The sequence below is a fragment of the Mesorhizobium sp. 113-3-9 genome, from assembly GCF_016756515.1.
Taxonomy (GTDB): domain Bacteria; phylum Pseudomonadota; class Alphaproteobacteria; order Rhizobiales; family Rhizobiaceae; genus Mesorhizobium.
Window position 1 is genome coordinate 179,634 of sequence record NZ_AP023246.1, and the last position, 14,680, is coordinate 194,313.

The following is a 14,680-nucleotide window of genomic DNA, read 5'->3' on the forward strand; positions in this document are numbered from 1 at the left end:
GAGGATCCATGCCGCGACATTAGCCGAGGAATGCAGCGGAATGGATTCTGGACCGTCGCAGCGCTTTGAAGTCGCGGCATGGATCCTGGGGTCTGCGCTGCGTCGCTTCGCTCCTTGCTCCGCCCCAGGATGACGAAATGATCGGCGTTTGAGCCAATCGCCAAGGCTTGCTGCCTGTCAATGCAAGCGACTCGTCAAACCTTCTGCGCCGAGGAACTAGCCGGATATGTGCCTGCGGTTCACCGCCGACGGCCTGCCAGGCAGGGAAAGCCTGGTATCCTGCCTTGTCCGTTCCGCCACCACCTTGCCCCTGGCGATGACGCAAATGCGCTCGGCGCGCAGGCGCAGGGCCTCGATCGGATTGCCGGCGTCGAGAACGACGAGGCTGGCGCGCTTGCCGACGGCCAGGCCCAGATGATCCAAGCCCATGATGGCGGCGTTGACATTGGTGACCATGTCGAAGCAGCGCGCCATGTCGGCCGGGCTCGACATCTGGGCGACATGCAGGCCCATGAAGGCGACATCGAGCATGTCGGCGGTGCCCAGCGAATACCAGGGATCGAGCACGCAATCCTGACCCCAGCCGACACGGATGCCGAGCGCCTGCATTTCCTTGACCCGGGTCATCCCGCGGCGCTTCGGGAAGTTGTCGTGACGGCCTTGCAGCATGATGTTGATCAGCGGGTTGGGGATGGCGGAAACGCCGGCCTCGGCGATCAGCGGCAGAAGTTTCGAGACGTAGTAGTTGTCCATCGAATGCATCGAGGTGAGATGCGAGCCGGCCACCCTGCCCTGCAGGCCCAGACGCTGCGTTTCATAGGCCAGCTGCTCGATGTGGCGCGACAGCGGGTCGTCGGTCTCGTCGCAATGCAGGTCGACCATCAGGCCGCGTTTTGCCGCGATCTCGCAAAGCTCGGTCACCGAGCGCGTGCCGTCGGCCATGGTGCGCTCAAAATGCGGTATGCCGCCGACGATGTCGACGCCCATGTCCAGCGCGCGGATGGTGTTTTCGCGCGCTTTCGGCGAGCGGTAGAAGCCGTCCTGCGGAAACGCCACGAGTTGCAGGTCGATGTAAGGAGCGATCGTTTTCTTGACGTCGAGCAGGGCCTCGACGGCCAGCAAACGGTCATCGCAGACGTCGACATGGGTGCGGATGGCGAGCAGGCCCATCGAAACCGCCCAGTCGCAATAAGCGAGCGCCCGGTCGCGCACCGCCTCATGCGTCAGCAACGGCTTCAGTTCACCCCACAATGCAATACCTTCGAGCAGCGTGCCCGAGGCATTGATGCGCGGAATGCCGTAGGACAGCGTTGCATCCATATGAAAATGCGGATCGATGAAGGGCGGCGAGACCAGATTGCCGCGGGCGTCGACCTCGGTCCGGGCGGAACCTTGCAGTTTCGGCTCGATCGCCGCGATCATCTCGCCGCTGATGCCGATATCGGCAATCCTGCCATCCGGCAGCGTGCCGCCACGAACTATAAGGTCGAAATCCATCTGCCGTCATCCTATTCCAGAATCACCCAGCCATGGTGGCGCAAAAGACAGCTTGCCGCAGCCGTTTCTTTCGGCGGCCGCGAAAGGTTTCCTCCGGCGACAACTCCCTCTATAAGCCGCCTCTCGTCCACGCAGCGATCGGCTTCGGACTCAAGGCCACAGTCGCAAACCATGGAAGTCTCATGTGAACTTAAACTTGCCGTTCCTGAAACGCGATGAACGCTCGGCGGAGAACCAACGCCTTATCGTGCGGTTGGTCAAAGAGTCCTTCGGGCAGCATAAGTTCGGATACGGGGCGGCCATCCTGTCGATGCTCGTGGTGGCCGGCATGACGGCTGCCAGCGCCTGGATCCTGCGCGAAATCACCAATGAGTTCGTGATCGACAAGCGGATCGACCGTGTCAACATGATTGCCGGCGCGGTCGCCGGGATTTTCATCCTCAAGGGCCTCGCCAATTTCGTCCAGGCCTACTTCATGAGCCGGGTCGGCAATGCCATCATTGCCGACCGGCAGCGCAAGATCTACGACCGCATCCTGGCGCAAGGCATCGAATTCTACCATTCGACCTCGTCATCCGACCTGATCACCCGCATGACCAACAATGCCCAGGCGGCACGCAACGTGCTCGACCTGATCGTCACTTCCTATGTCCGCGATCTGGTGACCCTGCTCGCCTTGATTGGCGTCATGATCTGGCAGCAACCGGCGCTGTCGCTGATCTGCTTCGTCGTCGGTCCGCTGGCCATCTACGGCGTCAATCGCATCCTGAAGCGTGTACGCAAGTTCGCCGCCATGGAGTTCCGCTCGGTCGGCCAGATCATCCAGGTGATGCAGGAAACCGCAATCGGCGTGCGCGTCGTCAAATCCTTCAACCTCGAAAGCCTGATGCGCAAGCGCATGTACAAGGCGGTGGCGGACGTCGAGGATCGGGCCAACAACATCGCCGCGCTGGAAGCGGTCACCAGCCCGGTGATGGAGACGCTGGCAGGGCTGGCGATCGCCGGCGCCGTCATGGTCAGCGGTCTCCTGGTCCTGCAGGGCGGCCAGATGCCTGGCAACATCATGGCCTTCATCGCGGCGCTGCTGCTTGCCTATGAGCCGGCAAAGCGACTTGCGCGCGTGCGCATCTCGCTGGAAAGCGGCATTGTCGGCGTGCGCATGATGTTCCAGCTCGCCGACGAGCCGCTGACCCTGGCCGAGAAACCGGACGCGCGGCCGCTTCGGGCCGGACCAGGCGAGATCCGGTTCGACGCCGTCAACTTCGCCTATCAGAACGGTCCGCCAGTGCTCGACGGATTCGACCTGACCCTTTCAGCGGGCAAGATGACGGCGCTGGTCGGCCCCTCCGGCGGCGGCAAATCGACGATCCTGAACCTGATCATGCGCATGTACGACCCGAAGAGCGGCAAGGTGCTGCTTGACGGCCAGGATATTTCGCATGCGACGCTCGCCTCGCTCAGGGAAAAGATCGCCTATGTCAGCCAGGACACGTTCCTGTTTGCCGGCACGATCATGCACAACATCCGGCTCGGGCGAGAGGGCGCGACCGACGACGAAGTGATCGCCGCCGCCAAGGCCGCCAATGCGCATGACTTCATCATGGCGCAGGCGAAAGGCTATGAGACCGATGTCGGCGAGAATGGCGGCCTGTTGTCGGGCGGCCAGCGCCAACGCATCTCGATCGCACGCGCCATGCTGCGCGATGCCGAGATCCTCCTGCTCGACGAGGCGACCAGCGCGCTCGACGCCGAATCCGAAGCGCTGTTCCGCGACGCACTGCAGCAACTGACCGAAGGGCGCACAACGATCGTCATCGCGCACCGCCTGTCGACCGTGCACCAGGCCGACACGATCGTGGTGCTGGAAGCCGGCAAGGTGGTGGAGAGCGGGCCGCACAAGGAGCTGCTCAAGCAGGGCGGGCTTTACCAGAAGCTCTATGAGTATCAGCTGATGCCGTAGCGCGGCGCCTTTCCTTCTCCCCTTGTGGGAGAAGGTGGATTGCCGCGAAGCGGCAAGACGGATGAGCGGTGTTCCAGCGGAGTGAGACGTTGGCGTTCCCTGGAACACCCCTCATCCGTCGCCTGCGGCGACACCTTCTCCCACAAGGGGAGAAGGAAGAAACTACGTCACTCCGGCACGTGCCGCACCGCGCCCTTGTCGGCGCTGGTGGCGAAGGCGGCGTAGGCGCGCAGGGCGGTCGTCACCTTGCGCTTGCGCTTTTCTTCCGGCTTCCAGGCCAAGGCGCCCTTGGCCGCCATCGCCGCGCGGCGTGCCTCAAGCTCGGCATCACTTACGGCCAGGCGGATGGTGCGGTTGGGAATGTCGATCTCGATCGTATCCCCTTCCCTGACCAACCCGATCGTGCCGCCTTCGGCGGCTTCGGGCGAGACATGGCCGATCGACAGGCCCGACGTGCCGCCGGAGAAGCGGCCATCGGTGACCAGCGCGCAGGCCTTGCCGAGGCCCTTCGACTTCAGATAGCTGGTCGGATAGAGCATTTCCTGCATGCCGGGACCGCCACGCGGTCCCTCATAGCGGATGACGACGACATCGCCGGCCTTGATCTCGTTGGACAAGATTGCCTTGACAGAAGCGTCCTGGCTTTCGAACACGCGCGCCGGGCCGGTGAATTTCAGGATCGACTCATCGACGCCCGCCGTTTTCACGATGCAACCGTCCAGCGCCAGATTGCCTTTCAGCACGGCAAGACCGCCATCCTTCGAAAACGGCGTCTTTGCGGAACGGATGACGCCCGTCTCACGGTTGGTGTCGAGCTCGTCCCAGCGCCGGTCCTGGCTGAAGGCGACCTGCGTCGGCACGCCGCCGGGCGCGGCGAGGAAGAAGTCGCGGACATTCTGGCTGGAGGTGCGCGAAATATCCCAATGGTCGAGCGCCTCGCCGAGGCTGGCCGTATGCACCGTCGGCAGGTCGCGGTTGATCAGCCCTGCTTCGTCGAGCTGGCCAAGGATGGCCATGATGCCGCCGGCGCGGTGGACATCTTCCATATGCACGTCGGACTTTGCCGGGGCCACCTTGCAGAGCACAGGAACCCGCCGCGACAGCCGGTCGATATCCTCCATGGTGAAGTCGACCTCGCCCTCATGGGCCGCGGCCAGGATGTGCAGCACCGTGTTGGTCGAACCGCCCATGGCAATGTCGAGCGTCATGGCGTTCTCGAAGGCGCCCTTCGAGGCGATGCTGCGTGGCAGCGCCGTCTCGTCATCCTGTTCGTAATAGCGCTGGGCGAGATCGACGACGAGATGGCCGGCTTCGACGAACAGCCGCTTGCGGTCGGCATGCGTCGCCAGCGTCGAGCCGTTGCCCGGCAGCGACAGGCCGAGCGCTTCGGTCAGGCAATTCATCGAATTGGCGGTGAACATGCCCGAACAGGAACCGCAGGTCGGGCAAGCCGAGCGCTCGATGACCTTGACGTCCTCGTCGGAGATCTTGTCGTCGGCGGCCGCGACCATGGCGTCGACCAGGTCGAGCGCCTGCGTCTTGCCAGCCAGCACCACCTTGCCGGCCTCCATCGGTCCGCCCGAGACGAACACGGTCGGGATGTTGAGGCGCAGCGAGGCCATCAGCATGCCGGGAGTGATCTTGTCGCAATTGGAGATGCAGACCATGGCGTCGGCGCAGTGGGCGTTGACCATGTATTCGACGGAATCGGCGATCAATTCGCGCGACGGCAGCGAATAGAGCATGCCGTCATGGCCCATGGCGATGCCGTCATCGACGGCGATGGTGTTGAACTCCTTGGCGACGCCGCCGGCCTTCTCGATCTCGCGCGCGACCAACTGGCCGAGGTCCTTCAGATGGACATGGCCCGGCACGAACTGGGTGAAGGAATTGACCACCGCGATGATCGGCTTGCCGAAATCCGAGTCCTTCATGCCGGTGGCGCGCCACAGGCCGCGGGCGCCGGCCATGTTGCGGCCATGGGTGGTGGTGCGGGAGCGATAGGCAGGCATGTTTTTTCCTTGGTGGCTGGCCGCGGCCAAGGCATGGCGCGGCGGAGCTGAATTTGGATCGCAGGCGTTATAGACGCCAGAGCTTGGTCTGGCCACATTTTTGCGATGCGCCAGATTCCGCCGAAAAACGAGAGACCAGGAAAAATCGCACGCCGCTGTCGGATTGCGCGGCGCGCGACCGTCCTTGGGCAGACGGCACGGAAATGGCACCATTCTCGGGGTCAGCCGTTTCACACTAGCAGCAAGAGCAAGCGAGGAGCGCGACATGCAAAAGATCACCACCTGCCTGTGGTTCGACGGCCAGGCCGAAGAGGCGATGAACCACTATGTCTCCATCTTCAAGAATTCGAAGGTGCTGAGCGTTCTGCGCTGGCCCAAGGGACACGCCAGTGAGGGCAAAGTGCTGATGACCACGTTCGAGCTCGACGGCGTGCCGTTCCAGGCGCTCAATGGCGGCCCGAACTTCAAGTTCAACGAGGCGATGTCACAGTCGATCGACTGCAAGACGCAGGAAGAGGTGGATTATTTCTGGGAAAAGCTCACGGAAGGTGGCGAGCCGGGCGTCTGCAGCTGGCTGAAAGACAAGTTCGGCGTCTCCTGGCAGGTCGTGCCGGAGCAATTGCCGAGGCTGCTTCTGGATCCGGACAGGGCCAAGGCCGGCCGGGTGATGTCGGCGATGATGCAGATGGGCAAGATCGACATCGCCAAGATCGAAGCGGCGGCCAAAGGTTAAGCACTGCGCGATCTTCCCTTCTCCGCCTGTGGGGGAAGGTGGATTGCCGCGAAGCGGCAAGACGGATGAGGGGTGTTCCAGCGGAGTGAGGCGTTTGCGTTCCCTGGAACACCCCTCATCCGACCTCGCTTCGCGAGGCCACCTTCCCCCACAAGGGGGGAAGGAAAAACAACCCTTACGCCGCCTGGTCGCGGACCTGGTAGTCCTTGATCGTGGCGAAGCGGATCGCCTTCCAGCGTTCCGCTTCGTAGTTCAGCGAGAAGGCGTGCTGAGCGAGGAACACCGGATCGTTGTCGAGGTCGCGGGCAATGTCACCGCGATGCGCCTCGATGAAGCGCAAGACTTCCGCCTTGTCGTCGGCCGATATCCAGCGGCAGACGGAAAAGCGCGACATCTCGAATTCGACGGGCAGTGTGTATTCGAAATTCAGCCGCTCCTTCAACACGTCCAGCTGCAGCGCGCCGACAACGCCGACGATGGCCGGCGAGCCGTCCTCGGGCGAGAACAGCTGCACGACGCCTTCTTCGGCCATCTGGTGCAGCGCTTCCTTGAGTTTCTTCGCCTTCATCGCGTCGCCGAGGCGGACGCGGCGCAGGATCTCCGGCGCGAAATTCGGCACGCCGCGGAACAGTATTTCCTCTCCTTCGGTCAGCGTATCGCCGATGCGCAGCGTGCCGTGGTTGGGGATGCCGACGACGTCGCCGGCAAAGGCTTCGTCCGCCGTGACGCGGGTGCGGGCAAAGAAGAATTGCGGCGCGGACAGGGACATCGGCTTTCCCGTACGCACCAGCTTGGCCTTCATGCCGCGCTCGAGCTTTCCCGAGCAGACGCGAACGAAAGCGATGCGGTCGCGGTGATTGGGGTCCATGTTGGCCTGGATCTTGAAGACGAAGGAGGTCATCTTGTCCTCGGTCGCCTCGACGGTTCGCGTGTCGGCATCCTGCGCGCGCGGCGGCGGGCCGAAGGCGCCGAGCGCCTCGATCAGGTCGCGAACACCGTAGTTGCGCAGCGCCGAGCCGAAATAGACCGGCGTCAGATGGCCCTCGCGGAAGGCATCGATATCAAGGGGTCTGCACGCTTCTCGCGCGAGCTCCAGCTCCTCGATGAAGGCCTCGCGCTCGTTTTCCGGCAGCAGGCCGGCGACGCGGTTGGAATCGGGACCGTTGACCGGCGTGCGTTCCTTCTCGTCGTCGCCCTTGCGCACCGCATTCAGCGCCAGGTGATAGGTACCGGAGAACGTCTTGCCGCGGCCGATCGGCCAGGTGATGGGGGCAGTGTCCAGCGCCAGCTTCTGTTCGATCTCGTCCAGGATTTCGAACGGATCGCGGCTTTCGCGGTCCATCTTGTTGACGAAGGTGATGATCGGGATGTCGCGCAGCCGGCAGACCTCGAACAGTTTCAGCGTGCGCGGCTCGATGCCCTTGGCGGCATCAATGACCATGACGGCCGAGTCGACCGCCGACAGCGTGCGATAGGTGTCGTCGGCGAAATCCTCGTGGCCGGGCGTGTCCAGAAGGTTGAAGACATTGTCCTCATATTCGAACGTCATCACCGAGGTGACGACCGAAATGCCGCGCTCGCGCTCTATCTTCATCCAGTCGGACCGGGTCTGGATGCGGTCCTTCTTGGCCTTGACCTCGCCGGCAAGCTGGATGGCGCCGCCGAACAGCAGCAGCTTTTCGGTGAGCGTCGTCTTGCCGGCGTCGGGGTGGGCGATGATCGCGAAGGTGCGGCGGCGCGCCACTTCCTCTGGTATTGTTTCGGGCATTCTCTGGGATTTCCGTGTGACAGGCCGGGCTTCTAGCAGCGCAGTGCCGGGCTGTCGACCGGTCCGGCGGCGCTGACGCCGCCGGATGCCGTCTCGCTGTCCAGATCCGCAATTCGACCGTCCCTGCTCCACACTGGCCGAGAGCCGGACATTTCGACATTGGCAAGCGGCTACAGGAATGCCACTTGGATAGACATCCGTTGGAATCATGAGACAGAGGAGCGAGCATGGCAGCGGCGAAACAAGTCATCGTCATCGGCGCCGGCATCATCGGCGCTTCGATCGCCTGGCACCTGACCAAGGCCGGTGCACAGGTGACGGTCGTTTCCGAAAGCGGCGCAGGTGGCGTCGCGACGCCCAATTCCTTTGCCTGGATCAACGCCAGTTGGGGCAACCCCGAAATCTATTTCCGGCTGCGCATCCGCGCCATGGCCGAGTGGAAACGGCTGGCAAATGAGCTGCCCGGGCTTCCGCTCGCCTGGTGCGGTGGCCTGTGCTGGGACCTGCCGGCCGACCGGCTCGAAGCCTACGCGGCCGAACATTCTTCCTGGGGCTACGGCATCGAACGCGTCGACGCCAAGCGGGCGGCGCAAATCGAGCCCAACCTCGTCGAGCCCCCTGAATTCGCTGTTTATGTCGCCGAGGAAGGCGTGACCGAACCGGTTGCCGCGGCCAGGGCCCTGCTGGCCGATGCCGAACGGCATGGCACGCGGGTCATTGCCAGCACGGTTTCGGCGCTGGCCCAGACCAATGGCCGGATTACCGGCGTGGACACATCGCATGGGCTGATTGCCGCCGACGAAGTGGTGATCGCCGCCGGCGTCGGCGCTCCGGACATTGCCGCGACGGCGGGGATCAGCCTGCCGATCGAGACGCCGCCTGGCCTGATTGTCCATTCGCGGCCACACAAAAAGCTGCTCAACGGCCTGGTGCACGACGAGAAGTTGCATATGCGCCAGACGGCTGAAGGCCGCATCATCGCCGGCTCGGATTTCGCCGGCGGCGACCCAGGCGATGACCCCGCTGCCACGGCGCGCGAATTGTTTGCAGTAGCGAAGGCAGCGTTGCGCGGCGCCGGGGATCTGGAGCTCGATTTCCACACGGTCGGCTACCGGCCGACGCCGATCGACGGCTTTCCGATCATCGGCCGCGCGGAGAGCATGGACGGCCTGTATGTTACCGTCATGCATTCCGGCATCACGCTGGCGCCGGCCGTCGGCCTGTTCGCTGCGCGGGAAATCCTCGACGGCGAGCGCGACACGCTGCTGGCGCCCTATGGATTGTCGCGCTTCGCTCAGTAGCCCGGCAGACGGCGGAAGCCGCCGATAAGCGGCTCCATCGCCGCCGCAATACCAAGCAGCTGGGATTCCGACCAGCGTTTGCCGACCAGTTGCAGGCCGATCGGCAGGCCGTCGGGATCTTCACCATACGGCATCGAAAGTGCCGGATGGCCGCTGTAGTTGAAGACAGCGCCGTAGGCCGACAGCATCCAGTAGCTTTGTTCGCGACCGTCGACCTTGATCGGCTTGCCCGGCTCGCAATGCGGGAAGGCGGTGGTCATGGCGACCGGGCAGAGCAGCGCATCCCAGTCGTCGAAGAACCGGTCCCAGGCGAGAATGGATTTGTCGCGGCGGGCGAGCGCCTCGAACCAGCGCGAAACCGGTGTCGGCTGCGCCGAGGGCAGGGGTTGGGCAGCTTCCATCATCATGCCGATCAGTGCGCCGCCTTGCGCCAGATCGTCGTGCAGGTCGAGCCTGGGCAGTTTCGCTTCCTCCACGGTCGCCCCGGCCGAGCGCAGATTCCCGGCGAGATCTTCGACCGCTGCACTGATGTCCGCCGCCACCGGGAAGCCGCGAAAGGACGGCGCGAAAGCGATGCGTAGTGCCTTGAAGTGGAGCTTCGGCATGGCCTCGACCGGCAACGGCGCAAGATCGGTATCATGCCCGTCCGGCCCGGCGATGATCCGATAGATCAACGACAAATCGCCCACGCTGCGCGCCAGCGGTCCGAGGCAGGACATCAGCCGCACGCTGCGCGCCATGCCGCCCGGGTCCGGGAAGGCACCGGCCAGCGAGACGCGATGTTCCGTCGGCTTCAGCCCATAGACACCGCAGAAGGCGGCAGGCAGTCGGATCGAATCCTGCATATCGGTGCCGACATCGAACGATGTCATTCCGGCGGCGACTGCTGCCGCGGCGCCGCCGCTGGAGCCGCCGGCGGTGCGCTCAAGGTTCCACGGATTGTTTGTGCGGCCGAACAACGGATTGTTCGACTGCCAGTCGGAAAGCATGGTCGCGACATTGGTCTTGGCCATCAGCACGCCGCCGGCGGCCTTCAGCCTCGCAACCACCGGGCTGTCGTGGCTGGCGACATGGTCGACGAAGGCCGGGAAGCCGACCGTGGTCTTCATGCCTGCCGTCTCGTGCGTGTCCTTTAGCGTGAAGGGAACGCCATGCAATGGCCCGAGCGCCTCGCCGCGTGCAAGCGCCGCGTCGGCGTTTTTGGCGCGTTCGCGAGCGCCTTCCCTGTCGAGCGAAATGACGGCGTTGATGCCTTCGTTGTGTCGGTCGATCCGCGCCAAATGGGCGTCGAGCGCTTCGACAGCGGAGATCTTGCGTTGGGCAATGGCGGCGGCGAGGTCGACGGTTGAGGAGAAGGCGACGTCCATGGTGGATGCTCCGGCTTGGCCGCTTGCCTGGAAAATGGCGGACAGCGGCACGACTTCAAGCGGAGTTGAGCATTCGGAGCTTGGCTCCGTTTGATCGGAATTGTGCCGAGGCCAATTGAGGGGGGCGCTGGCCTGCGGCGTTTCCGACTTAGATTACCCTGCCAGCGCCAGCCTCGCCGCCGTCGGCGCGAATGGCCGAATGCTGATGCCGTCCCCAGTCATGGTGACGAAGCTCGACGGCGGGATCGCCTGCCAGTCGCCGCCTTCGCGATCGAAAGGCTCGGAGACGATGCAGCGGCCGCCACCCTTGCGCAGGGTAGAGGTGTAGAGTGTCGGCGCATGCGCATCGGTGGCATATCGAACCGCGTGCAGCGCCTGCCCGTCCGAGAAGGCGGCGGTAAGCTTCAGCGCCGGTTCGAGGCCGGCTCGGCGCGAGGCTTCGAGAACCCGGCTGGTGGCGCGCGACACCGCACCCTGCGGGTCGCCGGCCAATCCCTCGTCGATCATAAGGAGAAAAAAGAGTTCGGAATCGGTGGTGCCTTCGCGCTGGTCGAAGACGGCATCGGACAATGAATTCTCCAGCGCGCGACGGATTTTCTCGAAACCGCCTATCTGGCCGTTATGCATGAACGACCAGCGGCCGGAGATGAAGGGATGGCAGTTCATGCGGCTGGTCGCGCCGCCAGTCGAGGCCCGCACATGGGCGAGGAACAGGCCGGATTTGATCTGCCGGCACAGGCTCTTCAGATTGGGATCGGACCAGGCCGGCAGGATGTCGCGGTAGAGGCCGGGTTCCGGACGGTCGCCGTACCAGGCAAGGCCGAAGCCGTCGCCATTGGTCGGTGACTTCGCCTCCTGGGCGCAATGGCTCTGGGCGATCAGCGAGTGACAGGGCGCCGTGAGGATATCTTCGAGAAAGACCGCTTCACCGAGATAGGCCGCCCAACGGCACATCGCTTCTTTCGTCCTCTAGGCGCGATCCGGAAGAGCCGCGGGCTCCTTGGTCGCGTGTGTGCCTCTGTTGTGCGTCCGCTCGTAAAGCTCACGGACGATTCGGCTGGCGGTAGTCTCGAAGAGAAATGGCAAGAAAGCGTGAACGAGCGCGGCACCCGCCGCCATCAGCAAACGCGACGAAAACCAGGCAGCGAAGGCCATATGGCCGAAATAGGTCTCGCCAACCTTGGCCGGATGAGAGGTGAAGATGCTTGCGACTGACATGCTGGTCCCCTTCAGCGTGAGTTCCGATATGAGTATCCTGACACGCTTCGCCGGTTCATCGGTCTCAAAATGTCCTTGTATTTTGCCATTCCATGGGACAAATATCCCAATATGACGCTGGATATCGATGAAATAGACCGAAAACTGCTTGCCGAATTGCAACGCGACGGCACGCTGTCGGTCGACCAGCTATCGGAACGGGTAGCCTTGTCGCGCAATGCCTGCTGGCGGCGCGTCAAGCGGCTGGAGGAAGAAGGCGTCATCACCGGACGCGTGGCGCTGGTCGATGCCGACAAGCTCGGGCTTGGCTTGTCTGTGTTCATCCTGGTCCGGACGTCGAACCATGATCCGGACTGGCTGCACAAATTCCGCGCCGCGGTGACCGGCTTTCCCGAGATCAACGGCGTCTACCGGATGTCCGGCGATCTCGACTATGTCCTGCGCGCCCGTGTCGCCGACGTGAAAGCCTATGACCGGCTCTACCAGCGGCTGATCGCCAAGGTAGCGCTGTCCGATGTCTCCGCCTCCTTCGTGATGGAGGAGATCAAGGAAACGACGGTGGTTCCGATGGAAGTGCGCTGAAGCGTGCTAAGGTCATAGTGATGCCCGAGGTCATAGTGATGCCCGAAAGAAAGCCGTTGATACCCTTGCGGGCGAATTGACCGAATCGGCAATCGCGCCGATAGGATCGATTTTATGCGCGCAGCCCTCCAAAACTCCTCCGTCATCGGTCCGACCGTCGGCTTCGTCAGGTTGCCGCATGCTGAAGGACTACCCCTCCCCGCCTATGAAAGCGCCGGCGCCGCCGGGATGGATCTGCGCGCCGCGGTGCCCGACGACCGGCCGCTGCTGATCCTTCCCGGAAAACGCGCCCTGGTGCCGACCGGGCTGATCCTGGAAATCCCCGAAGGCATGGAAGGCCAGGTACGGCCGCGCTCCGGGCTTGCTTTCAAGCATGGCCTCACCGTCCTCAATTCGCCAGGCACGGTCGACAGCGACTATCGCGGCGAGGTGAAGGTGCTGCTGGTCAATCTCGGCGATGAGGATTTTGCCGTGACGCGCGGCATGCGCATCGCCCAGATCGTTTTCGCCGCCGTGACGCAGGTGGCCGCCGAAGAACGGTCGCTGGCCGGTGGCACGGCGCGTGGCTCGGGCGGGTTCGGATCGACCGGCACCGCCTGATGCCCATCCCGAAACTTGTCATCTTCGACTGCGACGGGATCCTGGTCGACACGGAGAACCTCGCCAACCGGCGGCTTGCCGAGTGGCTGAGCGCGGCTGGCTATCCGACGAGCTTCGAATATTGCCGCAAGAATTTCTCCGGCCGCAGCATGGCCTCGGTGCAGAAGGAGATCGAAGAGCAGACCGATGTCCGCCTCGGCATCGATTTCGTCGATCGCTGGAATGCCGGCCTGCCGGACCTGTTTTCCCATGGCGTCGAGGCGATCCCCTATGTCCGGGAGTTCATCGAGGCGGTTCGCGGGGCCGGCATCCCCTATTGTGTCGCCACCTCTGCCAGGATTTCGAAGATGCATATCACGCTTGGCCAGACCGGGCTGCTGCCGCTCTTCGAACATGCGATGTTCAGTGCCACCATGGTCGGGCGCGGCAAACCGTTCCCCGACCTGTTCCTGCATGCGGCCAAGACCATGAGCTTCGCGCCCGCCGACTGCATCGTCATCGAGGACAGCGTCGCGGGCACGCAGGCCGGCATTGCCGCCGGCATGCGGGTGTTTTCCTATCATGGCGATCCCTATTCCGACCGCGAGGGCCTGATCCAGGCCGGCGGCATCCTGTTCGATGACATGCGCGAACTGGCCGGCCTGGTGCCGATCCACTGATCCTGTTCCGACACGGCTGCACGATGCCGGAACCCGTGCTAGCGTAACTGGCCTGATCTCCGGGGGGGACATTCATGCCGACGAACCTGCTCCGCCTCATGCTCGCCTTGATGCTGCTGCCGTTCTTGTGGGCGGCGGCCGGCGCGCAGGCCGTGAGCTTCCCCGAACTCAACAGCCCGCTGCCCGACCGCAGCGATATCACCTATCTCGACCTGGCCAAAATGGTCATCCCGGACCTCGCCGCCGACAAGGACGGTTTCTACAAGGGCGGATTGCCGATCGACATGCGCCACATTGCCGGTGGCGATGACGGCGGCTCGCCGCCGGAGACAACGAGCCTGCCCAATGCGGCGGTGCTTCCCATCAAGGCCGGCGGCAAGGATCGGCTGGCGATGCTGTTCGATCTCGGCGATTCTCCCGACAGTGCCGAAGGCTATGCGGTGCTCGCGCTCTACGACGTCACGGCCAAGCCGAAACTGCTCGATGCGGCCAATGTCGCGGTCGACCGCAGCACCTATTTCCGCGAGCCGAACAAGCTTTCGATCGGCACCGGCGACGACGTGCTCATCTCCATGAGCACGCATTTCAATTCGAACCAGGGCTATGTGAGTACCCTACTGATCCTGCCTCGCGAGGATCGCCTTCAATTGGTCGACACGATCAACACGTTCGACGAAAACGTCTGCGCCTACAAACGCACCCAGGATCTGGCCTTCCTGACGCTGGACGACGGAAAGCCCTATGCGGCGATCAAGGTGACGGCGACCGACGCCACGGTGCCGAGTGGTGAAAGTTGCGATGAGGCCGCGCCCGAGGCCGCGTCGCACGACATTTCCGTCACCTACCATTGGGACAAGAAGACATCGCACTACGTCAAGGATTCCGACGCGTTCGAGAAATTGTCAGCAGAGAACGCGAAGCGCTTCTGAACCAAACGCATTCGTTTGCCCGACTTGGGACAGCGCGGTAGCATCCGCTCAAAA

The 14,680-nt window shown here is 63.5% G+C and carries 13 protein-coding genes; 7 read left to right on the top strand and 6 right to left on the bottom strand.

The genetic code is table 11. From position 1 onward, the window contains the following. Positions 1-216: 216 nt before the first annotated feature. Positions 217-1,497, bottom strand: coding sequence for an amidohydrolase family protein (locus tag MesoLj_RS00855; RefSeq protein ID WP_202324771.1), 1,281 nt, complete (start codon positions 1,495-1,497; stop codon positions 217-219). Positions 1,498-1,702: 205 nt separating this feature from the next. Between MesoLj_RS00855 and MesoLj_RS00860 the strand changes: the two genes are divergently transcribed. After that, entirely contained in the window at positions 1,703-3,457 is a 1,755-nt protein-coding gene (locus MesoLj_RS00860) for an ABC transporter ATP-binding protein (protein WP_202327098.1), read from the top strand. Positions 3,458-3,624: 167 nt separating this feature from the next. On the opposite strand, the gene ilvD is transcribed toward MesoLj_RS00860, so the two are convergent. Beyond that, complete coding sequence (gene ilvD, locus MesoLj_RS00865; protein WP_140769879.1) at positions 3,625-5,469, bottom strand: dihydroxy-acid dehydratase; 1,845 nt, start codon at positions 5,467-5,469, stop codon at positions 3,625-3,627. A 265-nt stretch (positions 5,470-5,734) separates the two neighbouring features. Here ilvD and MesoLj_RS00870 point away from each other — a divergent pair, with 265 nt between their 5' ends. Next, positions 5,735-6,202: a VOC family protein gene (locus MesoLj_RS00870; protein WP_140769881.1), complete on the top strand. Its 468-nt coding sequence runs from the start codon at positions 5,735-5,737 to the stop codon at positions 6,200-6,202. A 175-nt stretch (positions 6,203-6,377) separates the two neighbouring features. Here the strand turns inward: MesoLj_RS00870 and MesoLj_RS00875 are convergent, their stop codons facing one another. Further along, positions 6,378-7,970: a peptide chain release factor 3 gene (locus MesoLj_RS00875; protein WP_202324772.1), complete on the bottom strand. Its 1,593-nt coding sequence runs from the start codon at positions 7,968-7,970 to the stop codon at positions 6,378-6,380. 227 nt (positions 7,971-8,197) lie between these two features. Here MesoLj_RS00875 and MesoLj_RS00880 point away from each other — a divergent pair, with 227 nt between their 5' ends. Continuing rightward, positions 8,198-9,271: an NAD(P)/FAD-dependent oxidoreductase gene (locus MesoLj_RS00880; RefSeq protein WP_202324773.1), complete on the top strand. Its 1,074-nt coding sequence runs from the start codon at positions 8,198-8,200 to the stop codon at positions 9,269-9,271. On the opposite strand, the gene MesoLj_RS00885 is transcribed toward MesoLj_RS00880, so the two are convergent. The 3 genes from MesoLj_RS00885 to MesoLj_RS00895 all read right to left on the bottom strand — a co-directional run bounded on the left by MesoLj_RS00885 (position 9,265) and on the right by MesoLj_RS00895 (position 11,856). Then, positions 9,265-10,638 carry an amidase gene (locus MesoLj_RS00885; RefSeq protein WP_202324774.1) on the bottom strand — a complete coding sequence of 458 codons (1,374 nt, stop codon included), beginning with the start codon at positions 10,636-10,638 and terminating at the stop codon, positions 9,265-9,267. The two genes, MesoLj_RS00880 and MesoLj_RS00885, sit on opposite strands and share 7 nt — an antisense overlap. 153 nt (positions 10,639-10,791) lie before the next feature. After that, a complete protein-coding gene (locus MesoLj_RS00890) occupies positions 10,792-11,592 on the bottom strand; it encodes a class II glutamine amidotransferase (RefSeq protein WP_202324775.1) in 801 nt (266 codons plus the stop codon). Between the two features lie 15 nt (positions 11,593-11,607). Further along, complete coding sequence (locus tag MesoLj_RS00895) at positions 11,608-11,856, bottom strand: DUF6356 family protein (RefSeq protein WP_140769888.1); 249 nt, start codon at positions 11,854-11,856, stop codon at positions 11,608-11,610. Positions 11,857-11,967: 111 nt separating this feature from the next. Between MesoLj_RS00895 and MesoLj_RS00900 the strand changes: the two genes are divergently transcribed. The 4 genes from MesoLj_RS00900 to MesoLj_RS00915 all read left to right on the top strand — a co-directional run bounded on the left by MesoLj_RS00900 (position 11,968) and on the right by MesoLj_RS00915 (position 14,626). Further along, the gene (locus MesoLj_RS00900; protein ID WP_202327099.1) at positions 11,968-12,438 is read left to right on the top strand and encodes an Lrp/AsnC family transcriptional regulator; all 471 of its coding nucleotides are present in this window, start codon (positions 11,968-11,970) and stop codon (positions 12,436-12,438) included. 114 nt (positions 12,439-12,552) lie between these two features. Then, positions 12,553-13,038 (top strand): dUTP diphosphatase, encoded by a 486-nt coding sequence (dut, locus tag MesoLj_RS00905; RefSeq protein WP_056569599.1) that lies wholly within the window; start codon positions 12,553-12,555, stop codon positions 13,036-13,038. Beyond that, positions 13,038-13,697 carry an HAD family hydrolase gene (locus tag MesoLj_RS00910; protein WP_202324776.1) on the top strand — a complete coding sequence of 220 codons (660 nt, stop codon included), beginning with the start codon at positions 13,038-13,040 and terminating at the stop codon, positions 13,695-13,697. The genes dut and MesoLj_RS00910 overlap by 1 nt, the downstream gene beginning before the upstream one ends. A gap of 74 nt (positions 13,698-13,771) precedes the next feature. Continuing rightward, positions 13,772-14,626 (top strand): hypothetical protein, encoded by an 855-nt coding sequence (locus MesoLj_RS00915; RefSeq protein ID WP_202324777.1) that lies wholly within the window; start codon positions 13,772-13,774, stop codon positions 14,624-14,626. Positions 14,627-14,680 lie beyond the last annotated feature (54 nt).

Bases quoted from the DNA above. Each gene is read 5' to 3' on its own strand.
- MesoLj_RS00875 (WP_202324772.1), bottom strand. From the start codon at position 7,970: ATGCCCGAAACAATACCAGAGGAAGTGGCGCGCCGCCGCACCTTCGCG.
- MesoLj_RS00910 (WP_202324776.1), top strand. From the start codon at position 13,038: ATGCCCATCCCGAAACTTGTCATCTTCGACTGCGACGGGATCCTGGTC.
- MesoLj_RS00895 (WP_140769888.1), bottom strand. From the start codon at position 11,856: ATGTCAGTCGCAAGCATCTTCACCTCTCATCCGGCCAAGGTTGGCGAG.
- MesoLj_RS00870 (WP_140769881.1), top strand. From the start codon at position 5,735: ATGCAAAAGATCACCACCTGCCTGTGGTTCGACGGCCAGGCCGAAGAG.
- MesoLj_RS00855 (WP_202324771.1), bottom strand. From the start codon at position 1,497: ATGGATTTCGACCTTATAGTTCGTGGCGGCACGCTGCCGGATGGCAGG.
- MesoLj_RS00915 (WP_202324777.1), top strand. From the start codon at position 13,772: ATGCCGACGAACCTGCTCCGCCTCATGCTCGCCTTGATGCTGCTGCCG.
- MesoLj_RS00885 (WP_202324774.1), bottom strand. From the start codon at position 10,638: ATGGACGTCGCCTTCTCCTCAACCGTCGACCTCGCCGCCGCCATTGCC.
- MesoLj_RS00890 (WP_202324775.1), bottom strand. From the start codon at position 11,592: ATGTGCCGTTGGGCGGCCTATCTCGGTGAAGCGGTCTTTCTCGAAGAT.
- dut (WP_056569599.1), top strand. From the start codon at position 12,553: ATGCGCGCAGCCCTCCAAAACTCCTCCGTCATCGGTCCGACCGTCGGC.
- ilvD (WP_140769879.1), bottom strand. From the start codon at position 5,469: ATGCCTGCCTATCGCTCCCGCACCACCACCCATGGCCGCAACATGGCC.
- MesoLj_RS00900 (WP_202327099.1), top strand. From the start codon at position 11,968: ATGACGCTGGATATCGATGAAATAGACCGAAAACTGCTTGCCGAATTG.
- MesoLj_RS00880 (WP_202324773.1), top strand. From the start codon at position 8,198: ATGGCAGCGGCGAAACAAGTCATCGTCATCGGCGCCGGCATCATCGGC.